The sequence below is a fragment of the Lentzea albidocapillata subsp. violacea genome (assembly GCF_900100275.1).
In the GTDB taxonomy this organism is placed as follows: Bacteria; Actinomycetota; Actinomycetes; order Mycobacteriales; family Pseudonocardiaceae; genus Lentzea; species Lentzea violacea.
In genome coordinates, this window is sequence record NZ_FNET01000004.1 from 100,748 (window position 1) to 124,907 (window position 24,160).

Genomic DNA, 24,160 nt, shown 5'->3' on the forward strand with positions numbered 1-24,160 from the left:
GTCGAGTCCATGACCAAGTCACGACGCATCGCGTCCGGCCTGACCGGCCTGCTCCTGCTCACCACCGCCTGCACCGGTCAGTCGCCGGCAACCGACGCGCCCGCCGGGCAGGCACTGTCCAAAGTGCTCTTCGTCGGTGACTCCATCGCCGTCGGAGAGGCGTTGCCGCTGACCGCCGCGTTCAAGGCGAGCGGCGTCGACTTCCAGTCGGTCGCCGCCGAAGGCGGTGGCAACGTCGTCGGGCCGTTCTCCGACAAGAACTGGCAGAAGCTGCCCGGGCAGCTCGCCTCCGCCAAGTCCCCGGTGGTGATCTACCAGCTCACGACGTACGACTGGGGCAGCGACCAGGAACAGCGGGCAGGTTACGAGAAACTGCTCCAGACGGTGACCGGAACCGGCGCGAAGCTGGTGTTCGTCACCGCGCCGCCGATCCGGCCCGACGACTTCTACCAGCCGCACATGGCCGAGCTCGACCGCGCGCCCCAGGTCGCGCGAGAGGTCGCCGAAGCTTCCTCCGGCCAGGCGACGCTGCTCGACGCGGGCACGGTGTGGGGCAGCACCTACCGGCAGACCAGGGACGGCAAGCCGGACCGCAGCGCGGACGGCATCCACACCTGTCCGCAGGGTGCCGCACGCTTCACCGCCTGGCTGCTGACCGAACTGGCGAAGCTCCACCCCGGCTTCACCCCGGCCGACCCCCAGACCTGGGCGAACACCGGCTGGTCCGCTGATCAGCACTTCAAGGGCTGCTGACCGGCCCACCCTTCGGCGTGTCCACACAGGACGAACCGGAGCCGCTGGACACGCCGGCACCAGCGCCCCGTCCGAGCGCGACGCCCACCAGGGCGCAGTCCGCCACAGGACGATCTGATGTGGTTGGCTGCGTAGGTGAACTCCGCCGTCTCCGATGATCGCACGGGCGAGGACGACGTCACGCTCCGTCCGGACGACGAGCGCGGGCTTCGGCTTCTCATGGCTCTGCTCGGCCCTGTGCTCGACGACGCGCCGCTGGGGTTCGCGGTGCTCGACGACACGATGCGCTACCTGTACGTCAACAGCTACCTCGCCGCCCTGCACGGCCTGCCGGTGAGTCAGCTGCTCGGCAAGTCCATCGCCGAGGTGCACCCGGCCGACTACGTCGTGGCGGTCCAGGATCGTCTGCAACGCGTGTTCGACACCGGCGAGGTGGACCACGACGCCGACCTCGACCTGTCCACCTCGGGCGACGAGATCCAGCTGATGGTCAACCGGTTTCCACTGCGGGATCCGGCCGGAGCCGTCGTCGGTGTCGCCGTCACCGTCCAGGACGTCACGCAACAGCGGAAGATCGCCGCTCTGCTGGCGGAGCAGCAGTACCTGCGGGTGCAGGCCGACCTGGCTGACCAGCTCGAACAGGCACAACGCATCGGCGGGCTCGGGTCGTGGGAGATCGACCTGCGGTCGGGCGAGGTGCGCTGGTCGCGGCAGATGTGCCGGATCGCGGGGATGGATCACGTTCCCACCAGCCTGGGCGAGGCCCTCGCACTGGTGCACCCCGACGACCTCTCCATCGCCCGGCGGTACTACGAAGCGCTCTCGGCAGGCCGCGCCTCGCGTGCCGAATCCCGCATGATCCGCCCCGATGGCACCACCATCACCGTGCTGAGCGCGGGTGAACCGGTCAAGGACGACACAGGTGCCGTGGTGGCGTTGCGTGGCACCGCGGTCGACAAGACAGCGCAGCGAACAGCCGAGAACGCGGCACGGGTGGCTCGCGCCGACGCCGAAGCGGCGAAGTCCGCGCAACGCGTCGATCGCGACGCGCTCGTACGCCTCCAACGTGCCCTGTTGCCCGCGTCCATCCCGACGATCACGGGGCTGAACGTGGGCGTGGCGTACGAGCCGGCCAACAACCCCGCGGGCATCGGCGGCGACTTCTACGACTGCTTCGCGATCGGGGACGGGCTGTTCGGGTTCACCATCGGCGACGTGGCCGGCCACGACATCGGAGCGGCGACCACGATGGCCCAGGTCCGCGCCGCCGTCCGCGCCTATGCCGTGGAGGACCCCTCGCCCGGCTCGGTGCTGCGCAGGCTCAACCGGCTCATGCTGAACGAACCGGAACTCGTCATGACGACGATGCTGTTCGGCACGTACCGCACCGCGGACAGGGTGCTCACCTACAGCAACGCCGGACATCCGAAACCCGTGCTGTGCAGACAGGGCCACGCGTCCCGCCTGGACGATCGCCACGGACCGGCACTCAGCGCGATCGAACGCGCCGAGGACTACCCGGAGGCGTCGCTCCTGCTCGAGCCCGACGACGTGCTGGTCTGGTACACCGACGGCCTCGTCGAGCGGCGGAGCACCGACTTCGAGATCATGACCGGCCGGCTCTGCGGGATCCTGGCGGCCCGGATGCCGGCGTCCGCCGGTGAGCTGCCCGCCGACCTGGTGGCGCAGCTCGTCCGGGAGGAGCAGGACGACGACGTCTGCGTGCTGGCCATCATCTGCGGTTCAGAGGCCGGCTGACGCAGGTCGTTCCGCGTCGCCGCACGACGCGGCCGCGTCCGTGCCACAGCGGACCGACGCGAACACGGTCTTGCCACCGCCGGGCAGGGGGTGTGTGCCCCACTCACGTGAGAGGTTGTCGACCACCACGATCCCACGGCCTCGTGTGTCGCCCAGTCGCGATCGTCCGTGCATGGGTTGCGAATCCGAGGTGTCGTCCACCTCGACCGTGATCTCACACTTCGCGTTGGCGCGCAGGACGCGGAGCCTGCCGGTACCCGCCGTGTGGTCCAGGACGTTCGACACGAGCTCGGTCACCACGAGCAGGACGTCGTAGCGGTGGTCCTCGCCGAGATCACGCAGTCGCGAGGTGAGCTGTCCGCGCAACGCCGACATCACGATGCCGGGATCGATGAGCAGGTCCAGCACCATGGACCTGGAGTCTTCCTCGACGGTCGTCATGTGGGTGCCTCCGCATGGGCATGCACGGAATCCGCTGGGCACGGCTCGGCTGACGCTACCTGCGGCCTGGCCGTGCGGGATTCATTGCACCGGATAAACCTGTTCTGGGAGGAAGTTCCTCACAGTTGTCGTGGCCCGGTAGGGCTAGGGTGTTGCCACGTCAGTCACAGCTGGTGGTCTGGGAACGAGGATGGTCAGCATGGAACGACCGGCGTGGGCGGGTCCGGAAGTCGACGTGAGCAAGCCGAGTGCGGCCCGGATCTACGACGCACACCTCGGCGGGTTCCACAACTTCCAGGTCGACCGGGACGCCGCCGCGAAGATCGCGGCGTTCATGCCGGAGTTACCGGACATCATGCGCGCCAACCGATCGTTCCTGCGCCGTGCCGTCCGCCATCTCGCCGGCCAGGGCATCACGCAGTTCCTCGATCTCGGCTCCGGCATCCCCACGGTCGGCAACGTGCACGAGATCGCCTGGAAGGCGAACCCGGACTGCCGGATCATGTACGTCGACGTCGATCCGATCGCGGTCTCGCACAGCCGCATGATCCTCAGCGGCATCGACCAGGCCACCGCCATCCAGGGCGATCTCCGTGATCCGCACAAGATTCTCTCCGACCCGGAAACCCAGCGGCTGCTCGACTTCTCGCAGCCGGTCGCGGTGCTGATGTTCGCGGTGCTGCACTTCGTGCCGGACGCCGACGACCCGGCCGGGATCATCCGGGAGTACCTGGGCGCGACGGTGCCCGGCAGTTGTCTGGCGATCTCCCACGCGAGCCTGGAGGGCTCGGAGCCGGAGAAGGCGGAGGAGGCGACTCAGCAGTTCCGGCGCAGCGTCACCGATTTCTCGATGCGCACCCGCACCGAGATCACCAGCCTGTTCGACGGTCTGGAACTGGTCGATCCGGGCGTCGTCTACCTGCCTGAGTGGAAGCCGGACCACGGCGATGAGGTCAAGGACGCGAAGCGGACGTCCACGTTCGCCGGCGTGGCACGCAAGAACCGTTGAGCGACGCCTGACCTGAGCACCTCGACGCGGATGCAGGCACCCCGGTTGAGCGATATGGTCGTCTGCGTCCAGAGTCCGCAGAGCAGACAGGCGGAGCCATGACATCCAACCCGCTGTTCGTCGTCGACAGAGAAGCCGTGGACGGCAATCTGATCCTCAGGGCAGCCGGTGAGATCGATGGCGACACGATACGACTGCTCGACGATGCCGCGGCAAAAGCGATCGAGAGCGCCTCCGCACTGGTTGTCGTCGATCTGACCGACGTGACGTTCATCGGCTCCACCGGGTTGAACGAGCTGCTCGCCGTCACCGAGGAATGCCGCGCGCGTGAGCTGACGCTGGTGATCGCCGCGCCGCCGGGCTCGGTCGCGAGACGAATCGTCGAGATCAGCGGCTTGTGGGACCACCTGGCTGTCGCGGACAGTGTGTCCGAGGCCATCAGCCGCCGACGCTAACAACGGCCGTGAACAGGTTCACCTGATCGAAGGAATCCGCACGCGCTCACGGCGCCTGGGTCTCCGTCGGCTTCCCGGACAGGCTGCGAGCGGTGTTGACGAGCCCTACCAGGCTGAACGCCTGCGGGGTGTTGCCCAGATGCCGCCCGGTGACGACGTCGTACTCCTCGCTGAGCATGCCGACGTCGTTGCGCAGGTCGATCAGCCTGCGGAACAGTGCCTCCGCCTCCTCCGTGCGCCCGAGGCCCCACAGCGCGTCGGCGAGCCAGAAGCTGCACGCCAGGAACACGCCCTCGGAGCCGGGCAGACCGTCGACACGTCCCTCGGCTTCGACGCGGTACCGCAGGACCAGACCGTCCTCGCACAGTTGCTTCTGCACCGCGTCGACGGTGCCTCGGACGCGGGCGTCGTGCCATGGCAGGAACCCGACGCGGGGCAGGAGCAGCAGCGCCGCGTCGACCGCCTGCGAGCCGTAGAACTGGGTGAACGTGCCCTGTTCCGCGTCGTATCCGCGCTCGCACACCTCGCGGTGAATGGTGTCGCGCACGGTCCGCCAGCGGTCGACAGGTCCCTCCAGGCCGTGGTGTTCCACCGTGTGCACGGCTCGGTCGAGTCCCGCCCACGCCATGACCTTGGAGTGCACGAAATGGCGGCGCGGACCGCGGACCTCCCACAGGCTGTTGTCCGGTTCGGCCCAGTGTCCCTCCAGGTAGTCCAGCAGCGCTCGCTGCACGTCCCAGGCGGTGTCCGTGACCTGGATCCCCGCCTGCCTGGCGAGGTGCAGACCGTCCAGGACCTCACCCCACACGTCGAGCTGGAACTGGTCCGCGGCGGCGTTGCCGATCCGCACCGGCGCCGCGCTTTCGTAGCCTGACAACCAGGGCAGGACCTGTTCCGGCATCCGCCGGGCGCCATCGACGCCGTACATGATCTGCAGCTTGGCCGGGTCGCCGGCGACCGCTCGCACGAGCCATTCCCGCCACGCCCGGGCCTCGTCGACGAAGCCGGTGCCGAGCAGGGCCTGCAGCGTGAACGTCGCGTCGCGCAGCCAGCAGTAGCGGTAGTCCCAGTTGCGCGTGCCGCCGAGCTCTTCGGGCAGCGAGGTGGTGGCCGCGGCGACGATGCCTCCCGTCGGCGCGTAGGTCAGGGCCTTGAGCAGGATCAGCGCCCGGCGCACCTCCGCGGCCCATCGTCCGTCGTACCGGCAACCGCTGATCCAGCCGCGCCAGTACCGCTCGGTGTCCCGCAGTGCCTGTTCGGCGTCCACCGGTTTCGGCGTCGGGCAGTGCGAGGGTGCGTAGGTGAGCACGAACGGGATCCGCTGGCCCGCCCGGACGGTGAACTCCGCGCGCGTGCCCGTCTCGTCCAGCGAGACCGGCGAATGGAACCACACCGCGTCCGGCCCGGCGATCGCGGCGAGCTGGCCGTCGTGGGAGCGGACCCACGGCGCGACGTTGCCGTAGTCGAACCGAAGCAACAGGTCCAGGCGCATCGGCACCGCTCCGGAGACGCCCTCGACGATGCGCACCACGTCGGCGGCCTCACCTCGCGGTGGCATGAAGTCGATGACCCGTGCGGTCCCGTCGGCGGTCTCCCATTCGGTTTCGAGCACCAGCGTCTCGCCCCGGTAGCGGCGGCGGGTGCACGGCTCGCCGTTCGCCGGCGCGAGCAGCCACCGGCCCGCGTCCTCGTTGTGCAGCAACGCCGCGAAGCAGGCGGGCGAGTCGAACCGGGGCAGGCACAGCCAGTCGATGCTGCCCCGGCGGTCGACCAGTGCCGCCGTCTGCAGATCACCGAGCAGCGCGTAGTCCTCGATCCGTGCGGGTGTCACGAAGTTTCCCCGTCCAGTGTGATGACGACCTTGACGTCCTCAGGGGTGGGCTCGAACGCCTCGGCGTACCGCGGCAGCGGCACCCTGCGGGTGATCAGCGCGTCCAGCCACGACTCGTCGGCGGACACCAGCGCGTCGGCGGCCTGCCGGTAGTGACGCAGGTTGGCGTTGACCGACCCGAGCACGGCGTCGTTCTCGAGGACGAGGTCGCGGTTCAGCGCCGCGGCGTCCAGCCGCAACGGGCGTCCGCCGGACGAGACCCCGGTCAGGCACACGATTCCGTACGCCGCGGTGTTGGCGAGCACGTCGAAGACGACACCACCGGCGCCGGTCGCCTCGATCACCACGTCCGGCCGGAGTCGCGCGGCCACCGTCGCGGCGTCCTCGTGGTGGTAGGTCGCTCCCAGCCTGCGCACCAGATCGGGCTTGGGCCCCTCGGTCACGCGGTCGAGAACGTGCACCTCCAGTCCCTGCTGGATCCCGAGCAGCGCGGCGAGCAACCCGATCGGTCCCGCCCCGGTGATCAGCACCTTGTGCGGTTCGAACCAGGCCCGCTGCCCCACCCGGCGGATCTGCTCCCACGCCTTGGCCACCACGCTGGCAGGCTCCACGAGGACGCCGACCCGTTCCAGCGTGGGATCGATCGTCACCGCGTAGCCGGCCTCCACCGACCACAGTTCGCTCGCGTACCCGTCGATCTCCTTGATGCCGCGTTCGGTGTACTCGCCGTTGCGGCACATGTCGAACTCGTCATGAGCGCAGGCCCCACAGGGCACAGGGTCGGGACGACGGACGACGCCCACCACGAGATCACCCGCGGAGAACCCGGAGTCCGGTCCCGCCGAGTGCACTCGTCCGAGCGACTCGTGCCCGATGACGAGGCGCTCGCGTCCGGGCGGCGACCAGCCGTACTCGCCGCGGACGATCTCCTTGTCCGTCCCGCACACGCCGACGGCCAGACCCTGGACCAGCAGTTCGCCCTCGGCGGGCTCCGGGTCAGGGATCTCCGTCAGCTCCAGGGTGCCCGGTCGTTTCGGGATGACTGTGAGAGCACGCATCAGCGGAATTCACCTTTCACCGTCGAGGCCGGACAGCGTTGCGGGTGCCGGAGGCCGGTCGTGCCGGTCTCGACCTCGACCGGCACGTCGAGAGTGACGCTCCCGGCCCGCTCGAACTCGAACGTGACCGCGACGTCGTTGCCTGCCCACAGCTTGCGGGTGAGATCCACGAACTCGAAGTGGTAGGCGCCCATGGCGCCACTCAGCCGGGCGACCCCTCCGTCGGCCAGCAGCGGCAGCCGTTCCACCCGTTCCGCCTCACCGTCACACTGCTCGTCCCAGCGCATCACGATGTCCTTGGCCGCGTCGCTGCGCACATCGACCAGCGTGTCCGTCTCCCTGGCCTGGTTGAAGATCAGGAGCTGCACGACCGCGTCGTCGCCCGCCTCGTAGCCGTCTCCTCCCGGAGGCGTCATGTGGATGTTGCGCAGCAGCACCTGGCCTACCTCGCCGTTGGCGCCGACCGTGCCGCTCCGCAGCACGCGCTGCGGCTCTCCACAAGACGCGAGTCCGAACATCAGCGGGACGACGAGCGCGGTCAACAGCCTCATGCGGATACCTCCGTGTCAGCGGGTGCGGGCGGCGATCGTGGCCTTGAGTTCCTTCGTCTGTCCGTCGCGCACCACGGTGACCGTGACCTGCCGGCCCGGTTCGCTCCGGCGCAGGGCTCCGAGCAGGTCCTCGACCGCGCGGACCTCGGCGTCCTGGAACCTCGTGACGACGTCGCCCGGCTGGATTCCCGCTGCCGCGGCCGGTCCGTCCGGGTCGACGCCGAACACCAGCAGACCGTGGTCGGCCTGCACGCCGAACTGGTCCCGGACGCGCGGGGTCAGGCGGTCCACGGTCAGCCCGAGGTACGGATGGACCGCCGTGCCGTCCCGCAGAAGCTGCTCGGCGATGTCGGCCGCGGTCGCCGACGGGATGGCGAAGCCCAGCGCGACGGCCCCGGCCGACGGCGGGATGTAGGCCTCGTTGATGCCGATCACCCGGCCGGCGGTGTCGAACAGCGCGCCGCCGGAGTTGCCCGGTGAGATCGGCGCGCTGATCTGGATCAGGTCGACCATGGAACGGGTGCTCGTGGCCGACCCCGGGATCGCCCGGTGCAACCCGGAGACAATGCCGTCGGTGACCGAGTTCTCGAACCCGAGCGGGCTGCCGATCGCCAGTACCGGATCACCCGGACGTGGCAGCTCGCGACCGAACTCGGCCACGGGCAGGCCGGTCCGCTCGGTCCGCACGACCGCGAGATCGGTGATCGCGTCCGTCGCCAGCACCGTCCCACCGGAACGGCTGCCGTCGGCGTACTCGATCACGACCTGCTTCGTGTCCCCCACGACGTGCTCGTTGGTGAGCACGACGTCCGGCCGGAACACCACACCACTGCCGACGCCTCCGCCGGTCCGCACCGTCACGACGTGCGGCGACACGCGTTCGACCAGGTCGGCGTAGGAGACACCCACAGCGGCCGCGGGCGCCGGACGGTCCTCCGCCCCTCGGTTGGGTGAGCAGCCCGCCACCAGGGCGACGGCGATCGTGATCGCCGCCATCACCGCGATCAACGCGATCGCCGTCCGACGCACCTGCTCGTTCCGCATCCCCGCACCTCCGCCGCGCGTTCGAGCCACCCCACTCGGGAGTGGCTACCCGGCAGCACGCGGGAGCACGTCGAGCGGGACGCAACGATCGGATAAACCAATCCGGGAGGAGCCCGGCGCCGAATCACCGTTGTCGCTTCGCGTACCCGGTTCTCGGAGGTGAGTCAGTTGACTCCAACGCGTTCTTCCCGCTCAGGCCACAACATGGCGTCCTATCGGCCGATCCAGCTGCTGGCAGCGGTGGTCGGCGTGGTCTTCCTGCTCGTGGGCATTCTCGGCTTCATCCCCGGCGTCACGGCGAACCACGACCAGCTCTCCTTCGCCGGCCACCACTCCGGCGCCCTGCTGCTCGGCGTCTTCGCGGTGTCCGTGCTGCACAACCTCGTCCACGTCGCGTTCGGTGTCGCCGGTCTGGTCATGGCGAGGACCACGCGCCTGGCCGGCGCCTTCCTCATCGGTGGCGGCGCGATCTATCTCGTGCTCTGGCTCTACGGTCTGGTGATCGACCACGACAGCGCGGCGAACTTCGTGCCGGTCAACACCGCGGACAACTGGCTGCACCTCGGGCTCGGTGTGGGCATGGTCGCGCTCGGCCTGCTCACCGGACGCACCAAATGACCGGGCGCACCCCTGTCATCTGAGGTGTCCATCGTGGACTTCGGCGATCTGGTCGACCGAGGTCAGGTGGGCGCGGTCGTGAGTGACCAGGACGGTGGCGGTCGCCTGCCGGTGGGTGAGGCGGGTGATCAGGCCGATGATCGCGGCGCCGCGATCGTGGTCGAGGGCGCTGGTGGGTTCGTCGACCAGGAGGACGGTGGGGTCGTTCATCAGTGCGCGGGCGATGTTGACGCGCTGCCGCTGGCCGCCGGAGAGCTGGTGGGGGCGGCGGCCTGCCTCGGCGGTGAGGCCGACGTCGCCGAGTAGTTCCATCGCCCGGCCGCGGGCCTTGGCCGGCGAGCGGCCGTCGATCTGGGCCATGACCTGAAGCTGTTCGACCGCGGTGAGGGAAGGCAGCAGGCTGGGTTGCTGAAAGACGATGCCGATCTTGCGGCGGCGCAGGTCGGTGAGTTCGGCACGGGTCATGCCGGTGGTGGTGATGCCATCGATGGTGACGACGCCGGCGTCGGGAGTGATGAGGGTGGCGGCGACGGCCAGCAGGCTGGACTTGCCGGAGCCGGACGGGCCGATCACAGCCGTCAGGCTGCCCAGGGGCACGTCCAGGGTGACGCGGTCGAGAGCAGTCAGGCGGGAGTCACCGTCGGGGTAGGTGAGGGTGACATCGGTCAGGTTCAGGCTCATCGAGCACTTCCCAGCGCGGTCAGCGGGTCGACGGAGGTGATGCGGCGGACGGACAGGGCAGCCCCCAGCGCGCCGAGCAGGACCATCACGGCGGCCGGCCCGAACACGGTGGCAGGGGTCAGGACGAAGGGCACGGCCGAGCCGGCGACGACGGCGCCCAGGGCCGCGGCGAGGCCGGTGCCGGCGAGCGTGCCGCCGACGAGCAGGACGACGGCCTGCCCCAGGGCGTCCTTCAGCAGGCCGGTCGTGGTAGCCCCCAGTGCCTTGAGAACGGCGATGTCGCCACTGCGCTGGATCGTCCAGACCGTGAAGAAGGCGCCGATGACCAGCGCGGAGATGGCGAACAGGAAGCCGCGCATCAGTTGCAGGGAACCGTTTTCGGACGTGTAGGAGCCGATTGCGGACAGCGAGTCGTCCGTGGAGACGGTTTTTGTGCCCAGAACCTGATCCGTGGCCGCGACGTCGACGTCGGAGGTGGTGCTCAGGGCGACCACCGTCGCCGCCGGACCGTCGCCGATGTCGTTGGGTGGCGCGGTCTTCCGCCAGACGTCGAGGCTGGTCCAGATGACCGGGGTGTGGCTGAAGAAGGCGTCGCCTGCCACGGCGGCCGCCGTCAGCTGGAGCCCCGCGAGGGTGAGGCTGTCGCCGGGCCGTACTCCCAGTTCCTCGGCGGCGGTGGTGGACAGCACCACCGAGCGCTCGTCGAGCTCGCCGCTGTCCGGTGCCAGGGCGGATCCGGGCAGGACGCCGAAAACGGAGACCCCGGTGCTTCGGTCACCGGCACCGGCCTTGGTGGTGGTGATGCCCAGCGGTTCGGCGCCGGTGACGCCGGCAGTCGCGGCCCACCGCTGCCACTGGGTCTCACTGACGGCCGAGTTGGCGTACGACAGGTCCTGACCGCCACCGGGCGCGGCGAAGGCGATCCGGTCGGCGGGCAGGCCGGTGATCGCGGAGACGTTCTGCCGGCCCAGCCCGGCGGTCAGTCCGGACAGCAGGCCGACCAGCAGGGTGATCAGCACGACGACGGTCCCCATCAGGGCGAAACGTCCCTTGGCGAACTTCAGGTCTCTCCAGGCAACGAACACGACTGCGGCCTGTCCTCTCTGAGGATGGATTCGGTGTGCTGCCACAGTCGCCGCCGGCCGCCCTCTGGAGCATCTGACCGGGGACAGCACTTCCCCGGCCGGAAGACGGCGCGCCGGTTCTATCTTTCGATGGAGGCGCCACGGGACCTGCCTCCGTAACCTGGAGTCACTGTGACTGCCGCCTTGACCCCGACCAGCCGAGTGCTCGACTGGTGCCTGCACCTGCTGGTCGCCGGCCTGCTCGCGCTGGCGGGCGGCCGGGCCGTGGCCGACGGCAGGGCGCAGGCCGGCCTGGTCGTCGCCGTGGCGGCGGTGTGCGCGCTGATCTACGCGGCCGGGCCGCTGCTGCCCCGCATCCGTACCTCACGCCGCGCCGCCGCCGGCTGGCTGGCGGCCCTGAGCGCGGCGTGGCTGGTGCTGATGGCCCTGACCCCGGACGGGGTGTGGGTCGCGTTCCCGCTGTACTTCCTCCAGCTCCACCTGCTGCCCCGCAGGGCAGGACTGGCCGCCGTCGCCGTGACCACGCTCGCCGCGATCACCGCCTTCGCCGCCCACCAGGGCTCGTTCAGCCCGGCCATCGCGCTCGGCCCGGCCCTCGGCGCCGCGGTCGCGGTGGCGGTCGTCTGGGGATATCAGGCCCTCTACCGGGAGAGCGAGCACCGCAGGCGCCTGATCGACGAACTCACCGCCACCCGTGCCGACCTCGCCCGAGCCCAGCACGCCGCCGGGGTCCTGTCCGAACGCGAACGCCTGGCCCGCGAGATCCACGACACCCTCGCCCAGGGGCTCTCCAGCATCCAGCTGCTGTTGCGGGCCGCCGGACGGACACTGCCCAGTACCTCGGAGAACGCCGCCCGCTACGTGGAGCAGGCACGCCAGGCCGCGGCGGACAACCTCGCCGAAGCCCGCCGCTTCGTCGCCGGCCACACACCGCCGGCGCTGGACGACACCACGCTGGCCGGCGCGCTGGAACGCCTGTGCGCCGGCACCAGCGCCCGTCACCGGATCACCGCGCACTTCCGGCCCACCGGCGAGCCGGTACCGCTGCCGGCCGCACACGAGGTCGCCCTGCTGCGCATCGCCCAGGCCGCCCTCGCGAACACCGTCCGCCACGCCCACGCCGCCACCGTCGAGGTCACCCTGAGCTACCTCGGCGACCACATCGCACTCGACATCGTCGACGACGGCACCGGGTTCGACCTCGACCACCTGCCCCGCCCCGACCCCGAGCACGGCGGTTTCGGACTGGCGGCCATGCGCGCTCGCACGCAGGCGCTCGGTGGCACACTCACCATCGAATCCGCCCCGGGTCAGGGCACCGCCCTGGCCGCCCAGCTCCCCCTCGACGCCGAACCCGAGGGCCACTCGTGACCGACGCCCCCATCCGCCTGCTCCTGGCCGACGACCACCCCGTGGTGCGAGCGGGGCTCCGCGCCGTGCTGGAGACAGAACCCGGCCTCATCGTGGTCGCCGAGGCCACGACCGCCGAGGCCGCGGTCGCCCGCGCCGCCGAGGGCGGCATCGACGTCGTGCTGATGGACCTGCAGTTCGGCGCCGGCATGAACGGCGCCGAAGCCACCGCCGCGATCACCGGCCGGCCGGGTGGCCCGCGCGTCCTCGTCGTCACCACCTACGACACCGACGCCGACACCCTGCCCGCCATCGAGGCCGGAGCCACCGGCTACCTCCTCAAGGACGCCCCGCCCGAGGATTTGGCCGCCGCCGTGCGCACCGCCGCCGCCGGACGCACCACCCTGGCCCCCACCGTCGCCGATCGGCTCATGAACCGGCTGCGCACCCCCGACACCGCCCTGACCCGGCGCGAGACCGAGGTCCTCGTCCTCGTCGCCGAAGGCCTGTCGAACCGGGCTGTCGCGCAACGGCTGCACCTCACCGAGGGCACCGTCAAGTCACACCTGGCACGGATCTACACGAAGCTCGGGGTCGACTCACGCACCTCCGCCGTCGCCAGTGCCACCGGCCTCGGTTTCATCCGCCGGTGACACGGAGGAACCAGGGCCTAGGCTGGGTGGGGTGACCACGACGTCTCTCGCCACGACGATGAAGATCGGCGAACTGGCCCGGCGGACGGGGGTCAGCGCCCGCTCCCTGCGGTACTACGAGCAGCAGGGCCTGGTGCACAGCACGCGGTCCGCCGGCGGGCAACGGCACTACGCGGCCACGGAGGTCGAGCGGGTCGAGATCATCCGGCGGTTGTTCGACGCGGGCCTGAACAGCAAGGTGATCGCCCGGTTGCTGCCGTGCGTGGACAGCGACGACAAGAACGTCGCCGAGGACGCCTTCACCGCGATGCTGGGGGAACGCGACCGGCTGACCGCCGGCATCACGCAGCTCGTCGAGGCCAGGGCCGTCCTCGACGAGCTGATCGAGATCAACACCCGGTACCGGACGGGTGCCGGGTGAACGCGCTCAGAGACTCAGGTCGATGACGACCTTGCCCGTGGCGTGCCGGGACTCGACGAGTGCCAGCGCCTCCTGCGCCCGGGCGAGCGGATAAGTCCGCGTGATGTGCGGATCCAGCCGCCCGGTGACCATGAGTTCGGCGACGCGTTCAAGGCCCAGCCGGTCGAGGCGGCGGTGGACCGCCACGCCGCCGAGTTCGGTCACCGACGGGTCCCCGACCGAGACGAGCTTCGCTCCCAGCGGGGCGACCTCGCGCAGGGACTCGCCGCCGACGGTGTCGGCCACGGCGTCGAAGCCGTTCGGGGCCTGCGCGCGGAGCCGGTCCACGACGTCGCCCTCGGTGTAGTCGACGAAGGTCGCGCCGGTGGCCGTGACGAGGTCCCGCTTCGCCGCGCCGGCCGTGCCCGTCACGACCAGGTTCCGGTCCCGTGCGAGCTGGGCGAGGGCGATGCCGACGCCACCGCCGATCCCGTTCACCAGCAGCGACGCTCCGGCGGGCAGGCCGAGCTGGTCGAGCACGTCCAGCGCGGTGGTGGCGGCGACGGGGATGGTCGCCGCCCAGGTGTCCGGCAGCGCGTCGGGGATACGGGCCGTGGACTCGCCCAGCAGCAGCGTCGTTTCCGCGTACGTGCCCGCCCCGGTCAGCGCGAACCCGGTGACCCGGTCGCCGACGGCCAGGCCGGTCACGTCGGCACCTACCTCCAGTACCGTCCCGGCCGCTTCCATTCCCAGGACCTGAGGAAAGGGCAGATGGCCGTTCAGGGCGGCGGCGTGCCCGGACCGCAGCTTGTGGTCGAGCGGGTTGACCCCTGCGGCCGTCACGCGGACGAGAACCTCGGCGGGACCCGGCGAGGGGGCCGGCCGCTCGAAGAACTCCTGCACTTCGGGACCGCCGAAAGCCTTGTACCCCAACGCCTTGTTCATCGCGAACAGCTCCTTCACCGTCGTGTCTCAGACGGTTCGACGCTATTCGTTGACACCGGTGTCAGCTTCTACCCGATGTGACGGGCGACTCAGTTGCCGGCGTCCTCGAAGATCAGGAACGTCTTGGTCGACAGGACGCCGGGAATCGTCTGCAGCTGTTCGAGCACGACGCGCCGCAACGCGTTGTTCCCCTCCGCCCTGACGAGCAGCATCACGTCGAACTCGCCGCCCATGAGTGCCATGTGCCGTACCTCGGGGATCGCGCGGAGCTGCGTCTGCAGGTCGCGCCAGTTGTGCTGGCGCACCGTCATCGCGACGTAGGCCGACGTGGTGAGCCCGACCTTGACCGGGTCGACGCGCGCGGTGAAGCCGGTGATCACCCCGTCGGCCACCAGCCGTTCGAAGCGGGCGTAGGCGTTCGCGCGCGAGATCATCACTCGTTCGGCCAGGGCCCGCCCGGACAACCGGCCGTCCGCCTCCAGTTCACGCAGGATCCGGCGGTCGATCTCGTCCAGCTCCGTGTCCACGTGTCTCGCTTCCCAGGTCGAATGCGCCAGATGCCGAGCCAACTGGACCCGCTGAATCGGAGCAGTTGACCAATCGTCTCGCTCTCTCGCGTGGATATGGCCGAATGGCCATAACTCTAGGCAACATTCGGACCAACTGAAACTGCTCGCGGGAGGTGCGGATGAGTGCCGGTCAGCTCAAGGCGGCCATCACCCCGGCCCGGTGGCTGGACGAGTCCGGGCGCCTGGTCCGGGGTACGCCGGCACCCGACGCCGAGGCTCTGCTGGAGGGATACCGCAGGCTCGTGTTCGCGCGCAGGCTGAACGAACAGTGCGGGGCGCTGGTCCGTCAGGGACGGCTGGCCGTGTACCCGTCGTCGCGCGGTCAGGAGGCCTGCCAGGTCGCGTGCGCGTCGGTGCTCGCGGACGGCGACTGGTTGTTCCCGACCTACCGCGACACCGCCGCCATCGCCGCCCGCGGGGTGGATCCCGTCGAGGTGCTCACCCTGCTGCGCGGGGACTGGCACTGCGGCTACGACCCGGTGCGGCACAAGGTCGCCCCGCAGGCGACACCGCTGGCGACCCAGCTGCCGCACGCGGTCGGTGTCGGTCACGCGGCACGGCTCAAGGGTGAGGACACGGTGGTGATGGCGCTGTGCGGAGACGGCGCGACCAGCGAGGGCGACTTCCACGAGGCCTGCAACTTCGCCGCCGTCTTCCGCGCTCCCGTGGTGTTCTTCGTGCAGAACAACAAGTACGCGATCTCGGTACCGCTCGCCCGCCAGTCCGTCGCGCCGTCGCTCGCGGCCAAGGCGATCGGGTACGGCATGCCCGGTGTGCGCGTCGACGGCAACGACCTGCCGGCCCTCGAGAAGGTGCTCGGCGAGGCCGTCGCGCGGGCACGTGCGGGTGAGGGACCGACGCTGGTCGAGGCCGACACCTACCGGATCGAGTCCCACACCAACGCCGACGACGCCAGCCGCTACCGCACCGAGGACGAGGTCGCGGACTGGCTGCCGCGCGATCCGCTGCTGCGGGTGCGGACCTACCTGACCGGGATCGGCGCGCTCGACGACGACCGCGAACGGGAGATCGCCGCCGCCGCGGAGGCGATGGCGGCAGCGGTCCGGACCGGCGTCAACGCCGAGGCGACCGCCGATCCCGAGGAACTGTTCGCCCACGTCTACGCCACCCCCACGCCGCAGCTGGCCGGCCAGCGTGCGGCTCTGCGGGCCGAGCTCGACTTCGAGGAGGCGTGATGAGCTCCGCGACGACCCCGAAGATGACCATGGCGCAGGCGATCAACACCGCGCTGCGGGACGCGATCGCCGAAGACGACTCCGTCGTCGTGTTCGGCGAGGACGTGGCCCAGCTGGGCGGCGTGTTCCGCGTGACCGACGGGCTGCACCGGGACTTCGGCGAGAACCGGGTGTTCGACACCCCGCTGGCCGAGTCGGGCATCGTCGGTATGGCGGTGGGAATGGCCATGAACGGCATGCGCCCGGTCGTCGAGATGCAGTTCGACGCCTTTGCGTACCCGGCCTTCGAGCAGATCGTCAGCCACGTCGCGAAGATGGGCAACCGCACCCGCGGCAAGGTGCGGCTGCCCATCGTCATCCGCGTCCCCTACGCCGGCGGGATCGGCGGTGTGGAGCACCACTGCGACTCGTCCGAGGCCTACTACGCGCACACCCCCGGCCTGACCGTCGTCGCGCCGGCCACCAACGCCGACGCCTACGGCCTGCTGCGCGCGGCGATCGCCAGTCCCGACCCGGTGATCTTCCTCGAACCCAAGAAGCACTACTTCTCGAAGGAGGAGGTCGACGTGTCGGCCGCCGTCCCGCCGATCGGGCGCGCGGTCGTCCGGCGTCCCGGCAAGGACGCCACGCTGATCGCCTACGGCCCCTCGGTGCCGGTGGCACTGGCCGCCGCCGCGCAGGCCGCGACCGAGGGCCGGGACCTCGGGGTGGTCGACCTGCGGTCCATCGTCCCGTTCGACGACGAGACCGTGTGCGCCGAGGTCCGCCGGACCGGCCGGGCCGTGGTGGTCGCCGAGGCGCCCGGTTTCGCCTCCGTGGCCTCGGAGATCGCGGCACGGGTGGGGGAGCGCTGCTTCCACCACCTGGAGGCGCCGGTCCGCCGGGTCACCGGGTTCGACGTGCCCTATCCCCCGCCGAAGCTGGAGCACCACTTCCTGCCCGGCGTGGACCGGATCCTGGACGTCGTCGACACGCTGCAGTGGGAGGACGCCGCATGAGCCCCCGGGTGTTCGAGCTGCCCGACCTCGGCGAGGGACTGACCGAGGCGGTGCTGGTCCGGTGGCTGGTCAGGGCCGGTGACGCGGTCGCCGTGGACGAGCCCGTCGCCGAGGTCGAGACGGCCAAGGCGATGGTCGAGGTGCCCTCACCGTTCGGCGGTGTGGTGGCGCGGCTGCACGGAGAGGAAGGCGCCACCCTCCAGGTGGGCTCTCCGTTGATCTCGGTCGACGCCGTGCGGTCAGCGGTGGAGACCTACGCCGAGGAGGAGCGCGCCGGTTCCGGCAACGTCCTGATCGGCTACGGAACCTCCGGGGCGAGCACCTCCCGCCGCCGAAGGAGGGGCGTTCCCCGCTCCGCCGTGCGGTCGCCGGCGCGGAACGGGGAACGCCCCGCCGTGCAGTCGCCGATCGTGCGCCGCCTCGCCCGTGACAACGGCGTCGACCTCCAGGCGCTGACCGGCACCGGACCGGACGGCCTGATCACGCGCCGCGACGTCGAAGCCGCCGCCGCACCGGTGGCCGTCGTGAGCGACGTGGACCAGCGCACGGGCTTGCCGATCCGCACCCGCGTGCCGTTGACGGGCCTGCGCAAGGCGGTCACCGCGACCTTGACCCGCAGCCGCACCGAGATCCCCGAAGCGACGACCTGGGTGGACGTCGACGCGACCGCGCTGCTGGAGCTCCGCGCCGAGCTGAAGGAATCCGGTGCGGCACCAGGGATCCTGGCCATGATCGCCCGCTTCGTCGTGGCGGGGCTCGCCCGCTTCCCCGAGCTGAACTCCCGGGTCGACACCGGGCGCGGCGAGATCACCCACCTCGACGGGGTCAACCTCGGCATCGCGGCGCAGACCGGCCGCGGCCTGGTGGTCCCGGCGATCAAGGACGCGCACCGCCTGAGCATGCGCGGTCTCGACGCCGAGATCCGCAGGCTCACCGCCGCCGCCCGCGAGGGAACCGCCACCGCGGCCGAACTGGGCTCGGGTTCGTTCACGCTGAACAACTACGGCGTGCTCGGGGTCGACGGCAGTGCCGCGATCATCAACCACCCCGAGGTCGCGATCCTCGGCATGGGCCGGATCCTGCCCCGGCCGTGGGTGGTGGGCGGTGACATCGTGGTACGGCACATCGTGCAGCTGTCGCTCGTGTTCGACCACCGCGTGTGCGACGGCGGCACGGCGGGCGGTTTCCTCCGGTTCGTCGCCGACTGCGTCGAGGCTCCGGCGTCGGCGATGGCGGACCTGTGACAGTCCTAAGAGGACCATGGCGCGCGCCATGGTCCTCTTAGGACTGAACGATCAGATCTTGCCCACCACCACGTCGGCGAGGTTCACGCGCGACGACTTGTAGTTCGTCACCGAGGGCTTGCCGTCCGATCCCGCCGCCGGGATGACCTCGGAACGGATCGGCAGACCGTTGCCGGCGTTCACGGTCAGCACGTGCGAACCGGTCCCGCCCTGCAGGGAGGGACCCGCCGTGAGGGTCAGCGCGGACTGGCCCTCGGCGTCGGTCTTGCCGATGGTGACGTCCTTGATCGTGGCGAGCAGCTTCAGCACGCCCGAGCGGACCTCGGCGTTGGCCGCGCCGATGAACAGCGCGTACGTGGTGTTGCTCCACAGGGTGTTGTTGACGCCGTCCTCCAGCTCCTTGCCGGTCGGGCGCGGCTTGGGCGGGGGCACCGGCAGGCCCTTCATGCGGTAGACCTCGGCGGTCGCCTCCTGGCGCTGCGCCCACGCCTTCTCCTGCTCGGCGGCGCTCTGGCCGAGCGCCCAGCCGGTGGGCGAGGCGTTGACCATCGCGTTCCTGGCCTTCTCCAGGTCGCCGTTCGCGGCGAGACGGGCCGCCGCCATCACGTTCGCGTCGAACGGGGTGGCCTGGTTCTCCCCCTTGGCGACCGAGGCCGACACGGTCTTCACCGAGTCGCCGTGGAAGGTATGCCCGTTGTCGGTGTAGATGGTGTAGAAGACGTACGGCGAGTTGTCCGGCGCGGTCGTCGAGCGGATGATCAGCGACGCGTCGCCGGACAGCGCGCCCGCGTCCTTGACGTCGGAGGCCAGCTTCACCAGCGGGGAATCGACCGCCTGCGGGGCAGCGACCGGGGACTCGGCCGGGACGGTGCCGCCCGTCGTGCCCATCACCACCGCCGTCGCCACGGCTGCCGCGCCGACGGCGGCGATACCGGCCTTGGGCCAGGAGAACCAGCGCTTCGGTCGCACGACCGTGGCGGTGGGCTCGGCCATCGCGGTGCTCAGCGCCGTGCGAGCACGGTCGTACGCCTCAGGGCGTGGGGATGGCACGTCACGCATCTTCTTCATCAGATCCATCTCATCCATGGGGTGTCTTTTCACGTTGTCGGGACTTGCAGCAGTGCGACGACCTCTGGGGCGTCACGCAGTGCCTTGCGCGCCTGGTGCAGCAGACGACGGGCCGTGCCCGCCGGCATGTCGAGCACCCGTCCTGCTTCGGCGACCGTCAGGTCCTCCCAGGCGACCAGGCCCAGCACTTCGCGCTCGTCCGCCTTGAGCCGTGCCAGTGCCTGCCGCAGCAGTGCCTGCGTGTCCACGCGGGCGTCCACTTCGGGCCAGGGGTCCCACTCGTTCGCCAAGCGGGTGATGTCCGAGGCCGGCTCTTCGGCCGGTTCGGACCGCCAATGCCGCCGCAGCCTGTTCAGCGCGACGCCGTACAGCCACGGCCGGGCCTCGGGGTACGAGCGGTCGTAACTCGCCCGCGACTCGAAGGCCGCCACCCACACCTCACCGAGCACGTCCTCGGCGGTCTGACGTCCCACTCGGCGCGCGAGGTAGTTCCCGATCGCGGTCTCGTGCCGGCTGACCACTTCGACGAAGGCATCGGTGTCTCCGCTCAGCGATCTGCCGATCAGTTCCGCGTCTGACGACATGAAGCTCCTCGGGTTTCGCTTCGCCTTACACCCCGTCTTTGCCAACGCGCGCCGAAACCGTTCAGGTTGCTTCGGGTGTTGACGAAGATCGCAGGTGGAAGAGCCCGCGCGAGGGCTAGCCGTGCGCCCGCATTCGCCTGAGGAGATGCTGTTCGGCGACGTCGAAGTACTTCCGCAGCGCCTCTTCCGCCTCGCTGACGGCACCACCGTCGGCGAGTTCGAGGATGTCGCGGTTGAGCTGCACGTAGTTCTCGTAGAACTCGCGCTGGTCGCCCATGTGGTGGAACACCAGGCGCATCTCCGCGAGCAGCCGCCGCACCTCCTCGTCGAGGCGGGCGCTGCCGGCCAGGCCGGTGATCGCGAGGTGGAACCGCACGTTGCCGGTGGCGACGTCGCTCCAGCGCTCCGCCCGCGCCGACTCCCGCTGGAACCGCACGGCGTCGCGCACCGCCTGGCGCTTCTCCTCCGGCGCCGTGGGCCACGCGGTGAGCGCACCGCCCTCGATCACCCGCCGGGCGGCGTAGAGATCCACGATGTCCGCCGCGTCCGGCGTGCGCACGAAGACACCTCTGCTGTGCTCGTGCACCAGCAAACGTTCGCGCGTGAGGAGCCTGAACGCTTCTCGCAGCGTGTTGCGCGCGACGCCCAGCGCGGTGCGCAGTGCTTCCTCGGACAGGCGGGTGCCCGGCGGGAGGTCGCCCTCCATGACGCGGGTCCGGACGAAGTCGGCGACGCGTTCCGCCGTGCTGACCCGGCCGAGCGCGACGCCGTCGGCGGTCAGTGAGTCAAGCCAGTCCGCGCCCGTCATGCGATCACTTTATGGGCTCGAGGTGGTCGTCGCCTCAGGCGACGACCACCTCGACGCCCGCCGCGCGCAACCGGTCCAGTTCCGCAGCGGGTGCCGAGGAATCGGTGATCACGACGTGGACATCCGCGATCCCGGCGATGCGCGAGAACGCGCGCTTGCCCACCTTGGAGCCGTCCGCGAGCACCACCACGCGGTCCGCCGTGCGCAGCAGACAGTGGTCGGTGTGGGCCTCGACCTCGTCGTGGGTCGTGATGCCGCCGCGCGCGTCGATGCCGTCGACGCCGAGGAAGACCAGGTCCAGGCTGATGCCGGCGAGGGCCCGGTCGGCGATCGGGCCGACCAGTTCGTAGCTCTCCGGGCGCACGCCGCCGCCGGTGACGACGAGGTCGATCGTGGGGCGGGGGCACAGGTCCGAGGCGATGTTGAGGGCGTTCGTCACGACCTTCAGCTGCCTGGTGCCGGCGAGGAGGCGGGCGAGTTCGGTCGTCGTCGTGCCGCCGTTGAGGCCTACCGAGTGGACGGACTCGGTGACGAACTTCGCCGCTGCCTCGGCGATCTGACGCTTTTCCTCGCGGCGGCCCACCCGGTAGCGCAGCGGCAGTTCGTAGATGACCTCCGCCGCCACGGCGCCGCCATGGGTGCGCTTGAGCAGCTTCTGCTCTTCGAGCGACTGGAGGTCGCGGCGGATCGACGCGACCGACGTGCCCAGGTCCTCCGCGAGCCCGGTCACCGTCACCGAGCCCGCGTCCGCGAGCTTCCCCAGGATCGCCGCTAGGCGCTGCTCTTGACGCACACGATCAGCATAACGCACCGATCATGCTCGATTTGGCGCCACTTGAACCTGAATCAAGCATCCTGCGTGCTCGTTATCTCGACGGTCGACACGAACGCCGTCGCCTCGGCCCAGGACGGCTGTGTCGCCACTCCCCCGGCGCCGCGCGTCGACAGCGCCCCCGCCGCCGCGCCGAGTGCCAGCGCCGTGCGCAGGTCGCCGTCCCGCAGCCAGCCGGCCAGGAAGCCCGCGTCGAACGAGTCGCCCGCGCCGACCGTGTCCACCGGCTCCACGACCGGCGGACGGACGGTGATCCGTTCGCCGCCGGACAGCGCGACGCAGCCGTCCCTGCCCACCTTGACGACCGGAATCGTGCCGGTGGCGGCGAGCACGGGCAGCGGGTCCGCGGCACCGGTGAGCGCCACCGCCTCGGCGTGGTTCGGCAGCACGAAAGTGCACTGCTCCACCAGATCCGCCGGCAGCTTCCACTCTCCGGACGGGTCGTCGTTCGTGTCGAGCGAGGTCGTAAAGCCGTGAGCCCGCGCCGTCCGGAACACCTCGGACAGGCCGGCGGCGAGGTGGGGTTGCAGGAAGTACGACGCTGCGTGCACGTGCCGGGCCGCGACGGCCGGAACGTGCTCGGGACCGAAAGCGGCCAGGCATCCCGGCGCCGTCAGGATCGCCCGGTCTCCCCCGGCCTGGTTGAGGCACACCGTCAACGCCGTCGGCAACGACTCGTGCCGGACGCACGCGCTGATGTCCACGCCTGCGGACTTCAGTGCGTCCAGCACGAAGTCGCCCGCCGCGTCCCGGCCGACCATCGCGGCGAGACCGACCTCCAGCCCCAGGCGCGCGGCACCGTGCGCGACGATCGCCGCCGACCCGCCGAGTGCGAGAACTCCTTGGTCCACCAACGTTTCCGCCTGCCCGTACGCGGGAGCGGCGGGGGCGCCGAACACGAGCACGTCCGGATTCGCGTCACCGATCACGAGGAGGTCCATCAGGCGCCTCGCAGCGCGGCGGGCAGCAGGTCGCCGTGTGCGGCGGTCATCGCGGCGACGAGGTCGTCGATCTGGGTGACGGTGAGCGCGGCGGCCGTCGCCGGGTCGCACAGGGCCGCGTGCCGGACGTGCCGGGGGTCGCCCTCGACCGCCGCCGCCACGGTCAGGTCGACCACGGTGAGGAAGCTCCGGTTCAGGGCCGCGAGCTGGCGGGGCAGGGCGCCGACGCGGTGCGGGTGCACGCCGAGCCGGTCCAGCGTCGCGGGCACCTCCACGGCCGCTCCTTCGGGCAGGTTGGAGATCAGGCCGTGGTTCGCGACGTTCACCTGGATCGTCCGGCGCTGACCGGTGACCAGGCTGTGGATCACCTGCGGCGCGTACTCGACGGCGTCGTCGGACAGGGGCGGCGGCGGGTCGCCGGCGGCCAGTGCGGCACGGGTCTTCTCGTACGTGGCCACGTTCTCCGCGCTGATCGTCGCGTAGTCGCGGACGGGCAGACGCAGTCGCTCCACTTCGGACTGATGCCGCAGGTACCACGGCACGTACTCGGACGAGTGCTCGCTCGTCTCCGTCGGGTAGAAACCGAAGCGGCGGTACAGGTCGACGCGCACCCGCCGTGCCAGCCCCGGATCGGCCTCGATCGCGGCGTCGAGCGCCGGGTACAGGTCACGTCCCCCGTGCTGCCACCGCAGGATCCACGCCTGGTGGTTCACGCCGGCGGAGAGGAAGTCCACCTCGTCGTGCGGCACGCCGACCAACGCGCTGAGGTCGTGGATGGTCCAGTGCACCGAGTGGCACAGCCCTGCCACCTTGAGCCGGGGCGCGACGGTCGTGAGGTACTGGATGTTCATGGCCATCGGGTTGGTGTAGTTCAGCAGCCAGGCATCCGGGCAGACGGCGAGCACGTCCGCCGCGAGCCCGTCCAGGAACGGGAACGTCCGCAGCCCGCGGAAGATCCCGCCGATCCCCAGGGTGTCGCCGATGGTCTGACGCAGGCCGAACGACTCCGGCACGTCGAAGTCGGTCAGCGTCGCCGCGTGGCCGCCGATCGCGACCATGTTGACCACGACGTCGGCGCCCTCCAACGCTTCCCGGCGCGACAGCGAGGTGCGGACGTGCGCTCCGCCGGCCAGCCGGGCCAGTGCCGCCGCGACCTCCAGCCGTCCGGCGTCGATGTCGTGCAGCGAGATGGCGACGCCGGCCAGTTCCGGGAACGACAGCACGTCGCGCAGGAGCTGCCGGGTGAACTCGACGGAACCCGCGCCCACGAAGGCGATGGTGACCATGG

General features: G+C 70.6%; 26 protein-coding genes. 11 read left to right on the forward strand and 15 right to left on the reverse strand.

From position 1 onward, the window contains the following. The first annotated feature begins 9 nt into the window (after positions 1–9). Together BLR21_RS10965 and BLR21_RS10970 are read left to right on the forward strand one after the other, a co-directional pair. Positions 10–753: an SGNH/GDSL hydrolase family protein gene (locus BLR21_RS10965; RefSeq protein ID WP_176929582.1), complete on the forward strand. Its 744-nt coding sequence runs from the start codon at positions 10–12 to the stop codon at positions 751–753. Positions 754–888: 135 nt separating this feature from the next. Continuing rightward, positions 889–2,511: a SpoIIE family protein phosphatase gene (locus BLR21_RS10970; RefSeq protein WP_090005730.1), complete on the forward strand. Its 1,623-nt coding sequence runs from the start codon at positions 889–891 to the stop codon at positions 2,509–2,511. Here BLR21_RS10970 and BLR21_RS10975 read toward each other — a convergent pair. Next, positions 2,497–2,952: an ATP-binding protein gene (locus BLR21_RS10975; RefSeq protein ID WP_090005731.1), complete on the reverse strand. Its 456-nt coding sequence runs from the start codon at positions 2,950–2,952 to the stop codon at positions 2,497–2,499. The two genes, BLR21_RS10970 and BLR21_RS10975, sit on opposite strands and share 15 nt — an antisense overlap. 199 nt (positions 2,953–3,151) lie before the next feature. On the opposite strand from BLR21_RS10975, the gene BLR21_RS10980 reads away from it, so the two are divergent. After that, positions 3,152–3,961 carry an SAM-dependent methyltransferase gene (locus tag BLR21_RS10980; protein ID WP_090006033.1) on the forward strand — a complete coding sequence of 270 codons (810 nt, stop codon included), beginning with the start codon at positions 3,152–3,154 and terminating at the stop codon, positions 3,959–3,961. A gap of 137 nt (positions 3,962–4,098) precedes the next feature. Continuing rightward, a complete protein-coding gene (locus tag BLR21_RS10985; RefSeq protein WP_176929583.1) occupies positions 4,099–4,416 on the forward strand; it encodes an STAS domain-containing protein in 318 nt (105 codons plus the stop codon). Between the two features lie 46 nt (positions 4,417–4,462). On the opposite strand, the gene BLR21_RS10990 is transcribed toward BLR21_RS10985, so the two are convergent. The 4 genes from BLR21_RS10990 to BLR21_RS11005 are packed head-to-tail and all read right to left on the reverse strand — an operon-like array spanning position 4,463 to position 8,900. After that, positions 4,463–6,247, reverse strand: coding sequence for a glycoside hydrolase family 15 protein (locus BLR21_RS10990; RefSeq protein WP_090005733.1), 1,785 nt, complete (start codon positions 6,245–6,247; stop codon positions 4,463–4,465). Further along, complete coding sequence (locus BLR21_RS10995) at positions 6,244–7,305, reverse strand: glucose 1-dehydrogenase (RefSeq protein WP_090005734.1); 1,062 nt, start codon at positions 7,303–7,305, stop codon at positions 6,244–6,246. The genes BLR21_RS10990 and BLR21_RS10995 overlap by 4 nt, the downstream gene beginning before the upstream one ends. After that, a complete protein-coding gene (locus tag BLR21_RS11000) occupies positions 7,305–7,856 on the reverse strand; it encodes a copper chaperone PCu(A)C (RefSeq protein ID WP_090005735.1) in 552 nt (183 codons plus the stop codon). The genes BLR21_RS10995 and BLR21_RS11000 overlap by 1 nt, the downstream gene beginning before the upstream one ends. Before the next feature lie 15 nt (positions 7,857–7,871). After that, positions 7,872–8,900: a S1C family serine protease gene (locus BLR21_RS11005; RefSeq protein WP_090005736.1), complete on the reverse strand. Its 1,029-nt coding sequence runs from the start codon at positions 8,898–8,900 to the stop codon at positions 7,872–7,874. 204 nt (positions 8,901–9,104) lie between these two features. Between BLR21_RS11005 and BLR21_RS11010 the strand changes: the two genes are divergently transcribed. Continuing rightward, a complete protein-coding gene (locus tag BLR21_RS11010; protein WP_090005737.1) occupies positions 9,105–9,518 on the forward strand; it encodes a DUF4383 domain-containing protein in 414 nt (137 codons plus the stop codon). Between the two features lie 15 nt (positions 9,519–9,533). Here the strand turns inward: BLR21_RS11010 and BLR21_RS11015 are convergent, their stop codons facing one another. Together BLR21_RS11015 and BLR21_RS11020 are read right to left on the reverse strand one after the other, a co-directional pair. Beyond that, positions 9,534–10,199, reverse strand: a complete 666-nt coding sequence (locus BLR21_RS11015) for an ABC transporter ATP-binding protein (protein ID WP_090005738.1) — start codon at positions 10,197–10,199, stop codon at positions 9,534–9,536. Next, positions 10,196–11,284 carry an ABC transporter permease gene (locus BLR21_RS11020; protein ID WP_090005739.1) on the reverse strand — a complete coding sequence of 363 codons (1,089 nt, stop codon included), beginning with the start codon at positions 11,282–11,284 and terminating at the stop codon, positions 10,196–10,198. The genes BLR21_RS11015 and BLR21_RS11020 overlap by 4 nt, the downstream gene beginning before the upstream one ends. A 171-nt stretch (positions 11,285–11,455) precedes the next feature. On the opposite strand from BLR21_RS11020, the gene BLR21_RS11025 reads away from it, so the two are divergent. Genes BLR21_RS11025 through BLR21_RS11035 form a run of 3 tightly spaced genes read left to right on the forward strand, consistent with a single transcriptional unit; the run spans position 11,456 to position 13,708 of the window. After that, on the forward strand, positions 11,456–12,655 hold the full coding sequence (locus tag BLR21_RS11025) for a sensor histidine kinase (RefSeq protein ID WP_090005740.1): 1,200 nt from the start codon (positions 11,456–11,458) through the stop codon (positions 12,653–12,655). Then, positions 12,652–13,287: a response regulator gene (locus tag BLR21_RS11030; protein ID WP_090005741.1), complete on the forward strand. Its 636-nt coding sequence runs from the start codon at positions 12,652–12,654 to the stop codon at positions 13,285–13,287. Before BLR21_RS11025 ends, BLR21_RS11030 begins: the two co-directional genes overlap by 4 nt. A gap of 31 nt (positions 13,288–13,318) precedes the next feature. Then, the gene (locus BLR21_RS11035) at positions 13,319–13,708 is read left to right on the forward strand and encodes a MerR family transcriptional regulator (protein WP_338061040.1); all 390 of its coding nucleotides are present in this window, start codon (positions 13,319–13,321) and stop codon (positions 13,706–13,708) included. Positions 13,709–13,714: 6 nt separating this feature from the next. Here BLR21_RS11035 and BLR21_RS11040 read toward each other — a convergent pair whose 3' ends face one another. After that, on the reverse strand, positions 13,715–14,632 hold the full coding sequence (locus tag BLR21_RS11040) for an NADP-dependent oxidoreductase (RefSeq protein ID WP_090006035.1): 918 nt from the start codon (positions 14,630–14,632) through the stop codon (positions 13,715–13,717). A gap of 89 nt (positions 14,633–14,721) precedes the next feature. After that, positions 14,722–15,159 carry an Lrp/AsnC family transcriptional regulator gene (locus BLR21_RS11045; RefSeq protein ID WP_090005742.1) on the reverse strand — a complete coding sequence of 146 codons (438 nt, stop codon included), beginning with the start codon at positions 15,157–15,159 and terminating at the stop codon, positions 14,722–14,724. A 161-nt stretch (positions 15,160–15,320) separates the two neighbouring features. On the opposite strand from BLR21_RS11045, the gene pdhA reads away from it, so the two are divergent. The 3 genes from pdhA to BLR21_RS11060 are packed head-to-tail and all read left to right on the forward strand — an operon-like array spanning position 15,321 to position 18,639. Next, on the forward strand, positions 15,321–16,397 hold the full coding sequence (gene pdhA / locus BLR21_RS11050) for a pyruvate dehydrogenase (acetyl-transferring) E1 component subunit alpha (protein WP_090005743.1): 1,077 nt from the start codon (positions 15,321–15,323) through the stop codon (positions 16,395–16,397). Next, positions 16,397–17,395, forward strand: coding sequence for an alpha-ketoacid dehydrogenase subunit beta (locus tag BLR21_RS11055; protein ID WP_090005744.1), 999 nt, complete (start codon positions 16,397–16,399; stop codon positions 17,393–17,395). The genes pdhA and BLR21_RS11055 overlap by 1 nt, the downstream gene beginning before the upstream one ends. Further along, the gene (locus BLR21_RS11060) at positions 17,392–18,639 is read left to right on the forward strand and encodes a dihydrolipoamide acetyltransferase family protein (RefSeq protein WP_090005745.1); all 1,248 of its coding nucleotides are present in this window, start codon (positions 17,392–17,394) and stop codon (positions 18,637–18,639) included. Before BLR21_RS11055 ends, BLR21_RS11060 begins: the two co-directional genes overlap by 4 nt. A 51-nt stretch (positions 18,640–18,690) precedes the next feature. Here the strand turns inward: BLR21_RS11060 and BLR21_RS11065 are convergent, their stop codons facing one another. The 6 genes from BLR21_RS11065 to melA all read right to left on the reverse strand — a co-directional run bounded on the left by BLR21_RS11065 (position 18,691) and on the right by melA (position 24,158). Next, positions 18,691–19,725, reverse strand: a complete 1,035-nt coding sequence (locus BLR21_RS11065; RefSeq protein ID WP_256334626.1) for a hypothetical protein — start codon at positions 19,723–19,725, stop codon at positions 18,691–18,693. An 11-nt stretch (positions 19,726–19,736) separates the two neighbouring features. Then, a complete protein-coding gene (locus tag BLR21_RS11070; protein WP_090005746.1) occupies positions 19,737–20,291 on the reverse strand; it encodes an RNA polymerase sigma factor in 555 nt (184 codons plus the stop codon). A gap of 115 nt (positions 20,292–20,406) precedes the next feature. Next, entirely contained in the window at positions 20,407–21,099 is a 693-nt protein-coding gene (locus tag BLR21_RS11075) for a GntR family transcriptional regulator (RefSeq protein ID WP_090005747.1), read from the reverse strand. A 34-nt stretch (positions 21,100–21,133) separates the two neighbouring features. Further along, positions 21,134–21,892: a DeoR/GlpR family DNA-binding transcription regulator gene (locus BLR21_RS11080; protein WP_090005748.1), complete on the reverse strand. Its 759-nt coding sequence runs from the start codon at positions 21,890–21,892 to the stop codon at positions 21,134–21,136. A gap of 53 nt (positions 21,893–21,945) precedes the next feature. Then, on the reverse strand, positions 21,946–22,872 hold the full coding sequence (locus BLR21_RS11085) for a carbohydrate kinase family protein (RefSeq protein ID WP_090005749.1): 927 nt from the start codon (positions 22,870–22,872) through the stop codon (positions 21,946–21,948). Further along, entirely contained in the window at positions 22,872–24,158 is a 1,287-nt protein-coding gene (melA, locus tag BLR21_RS11090; protein ID WP_090005750.1) for an alpha-galactosidase, read from the reverse strand. The genes BLR21_RS11085 and melA overlap by 1 nt, the downstream gene beginning before the upstream one ends. Between the last annotated feature and the right edge of the window lie 2 nt (positions 24,159–24,160).

Excerpts from the sequence above, each read along its gene's own strand:
- BLR21_RS11085 (WP_090005749.1), bottom strand. The coding sequence starts at position 22,872 with ATGGACCTCCTCGTGATCGGTGACGCGAATCCGGACGTGCTCGTGTTC.
- BLR21_RS10995 (WP_090005734.1), bottom strand. The coding sequence starts at position 7,305 with ATGCGTGCTCTCACAGTCATCCCGAAACGACCGGGCACCCTGGAGCTG.
- BLR21_RS11005 (WP_090005736.1), bottom strand. The coding sequence starts at position 8,900 with ATGCGGAACGAGCAGGTGCGTCGGACGGCGATCGCGTTGATCGCGGTG.
- BLR21_RS11070 (WP_090005746.1), bottom strand. The coding sequence starts at position 20,291 with ATGTCGTCAGACGCGGAACTGATCGGCAGATCGCTGAGCGGAGACACC.
- BLR21_RS10965 (WP_176929582.1), top strand. The coding sequence starts at position 10 with ATGACCAAGTCACGACGCATCGCGTCCGGCCTGACCGGCCTGCTCCTG.
- melA (WP_090005750.1), bottom strand. The coding sequence starts at position 24,158 with ATGGTCACCATCGCCTTCGTGGGCGCGGGTTCCGTCGAGTTCACCCGG.
- BLR21_RS11055 (WP_090005744.1), top strand. The coding sequence starts at position 16,397 with ATGAGCTCCGCGACGACCCCGAAGATGACCATGGCGCAGGCGATCAAC.
- BLR21_RS11015 (WP_090005738.1), bottom strand. The coding sequence starts at position 10,199 with ATGAGCCTGAACCTGACCGATGTCACCCTCACCTACCCCGACGGTGAC.
- BLR21_RS11075 (WP_090005747.1), bottom strand. The coding sequence starts at position 21,099 with ATGACGGGCGCGGACTGGCTTGACTCACTGACCGCCGACGGCGTCGCG.
- BLR21_RS11040 (WP_090006035.1), bottom strand. The coding sequence starts at position 14,632 with ATGAACAAGGCGTTGGGGTACAAGGCTTTCGGCGGTCCCGAAGTGCAG.
- BLR21_RS10975 (WP_090005731.1), bottom strand. The coding sequence starts at position 2,952 with ATGACGACCGTCGAGGAAGACTCCAGGTCCATGGTGCTGGACCTGCTC.
- BLR21_RS11060 (WP_090005745.1), top strand. The coding sequence starts at position 17,392 with ATGAGCCCCCGGGTGTTCGAGCTGCCCGACCTCGGCGAGGGACTGACC.
- BLR21_RS11000 (WP_090005735.1), bottom strand. The coding sequence starts at position 7,856 with ATGAGGCTGTTGACCGCGCTCGTCGTCCCGCTGATGTTCGGACTCGCG.
- pdhA (WP_090005743.1), top strand. The coding sequence starts at position 15,321 with ATGAGTGCCGGTCAGCTCAAGGCGGCCATCACCCCGGCCCGGTGGCTG.
- BLR21_RS11010 (WP_090005737.1), top strand. The coding sequence starts at position 9,105 with ATGGCGTCCTATCGGCCGATCCAGCTGCTGGCAGCGGTGGTCGGCGTG.
- BLR21_RS11065 (WP_256334626.1), bottom strand. The coding sequence starts at position 19,725 with ATGGATGAGATGGATCTGATGAAGAAGATGCGTGACGTGCCATCCCCA.
- BLR21_RS10980 (WP_090006033.1), top strand. The coding sequence starts at position 3,152 with ATGGAACGACCGGCGTGGGCGGGTCCGGAAGTCGACGTGAGCAAGCCG.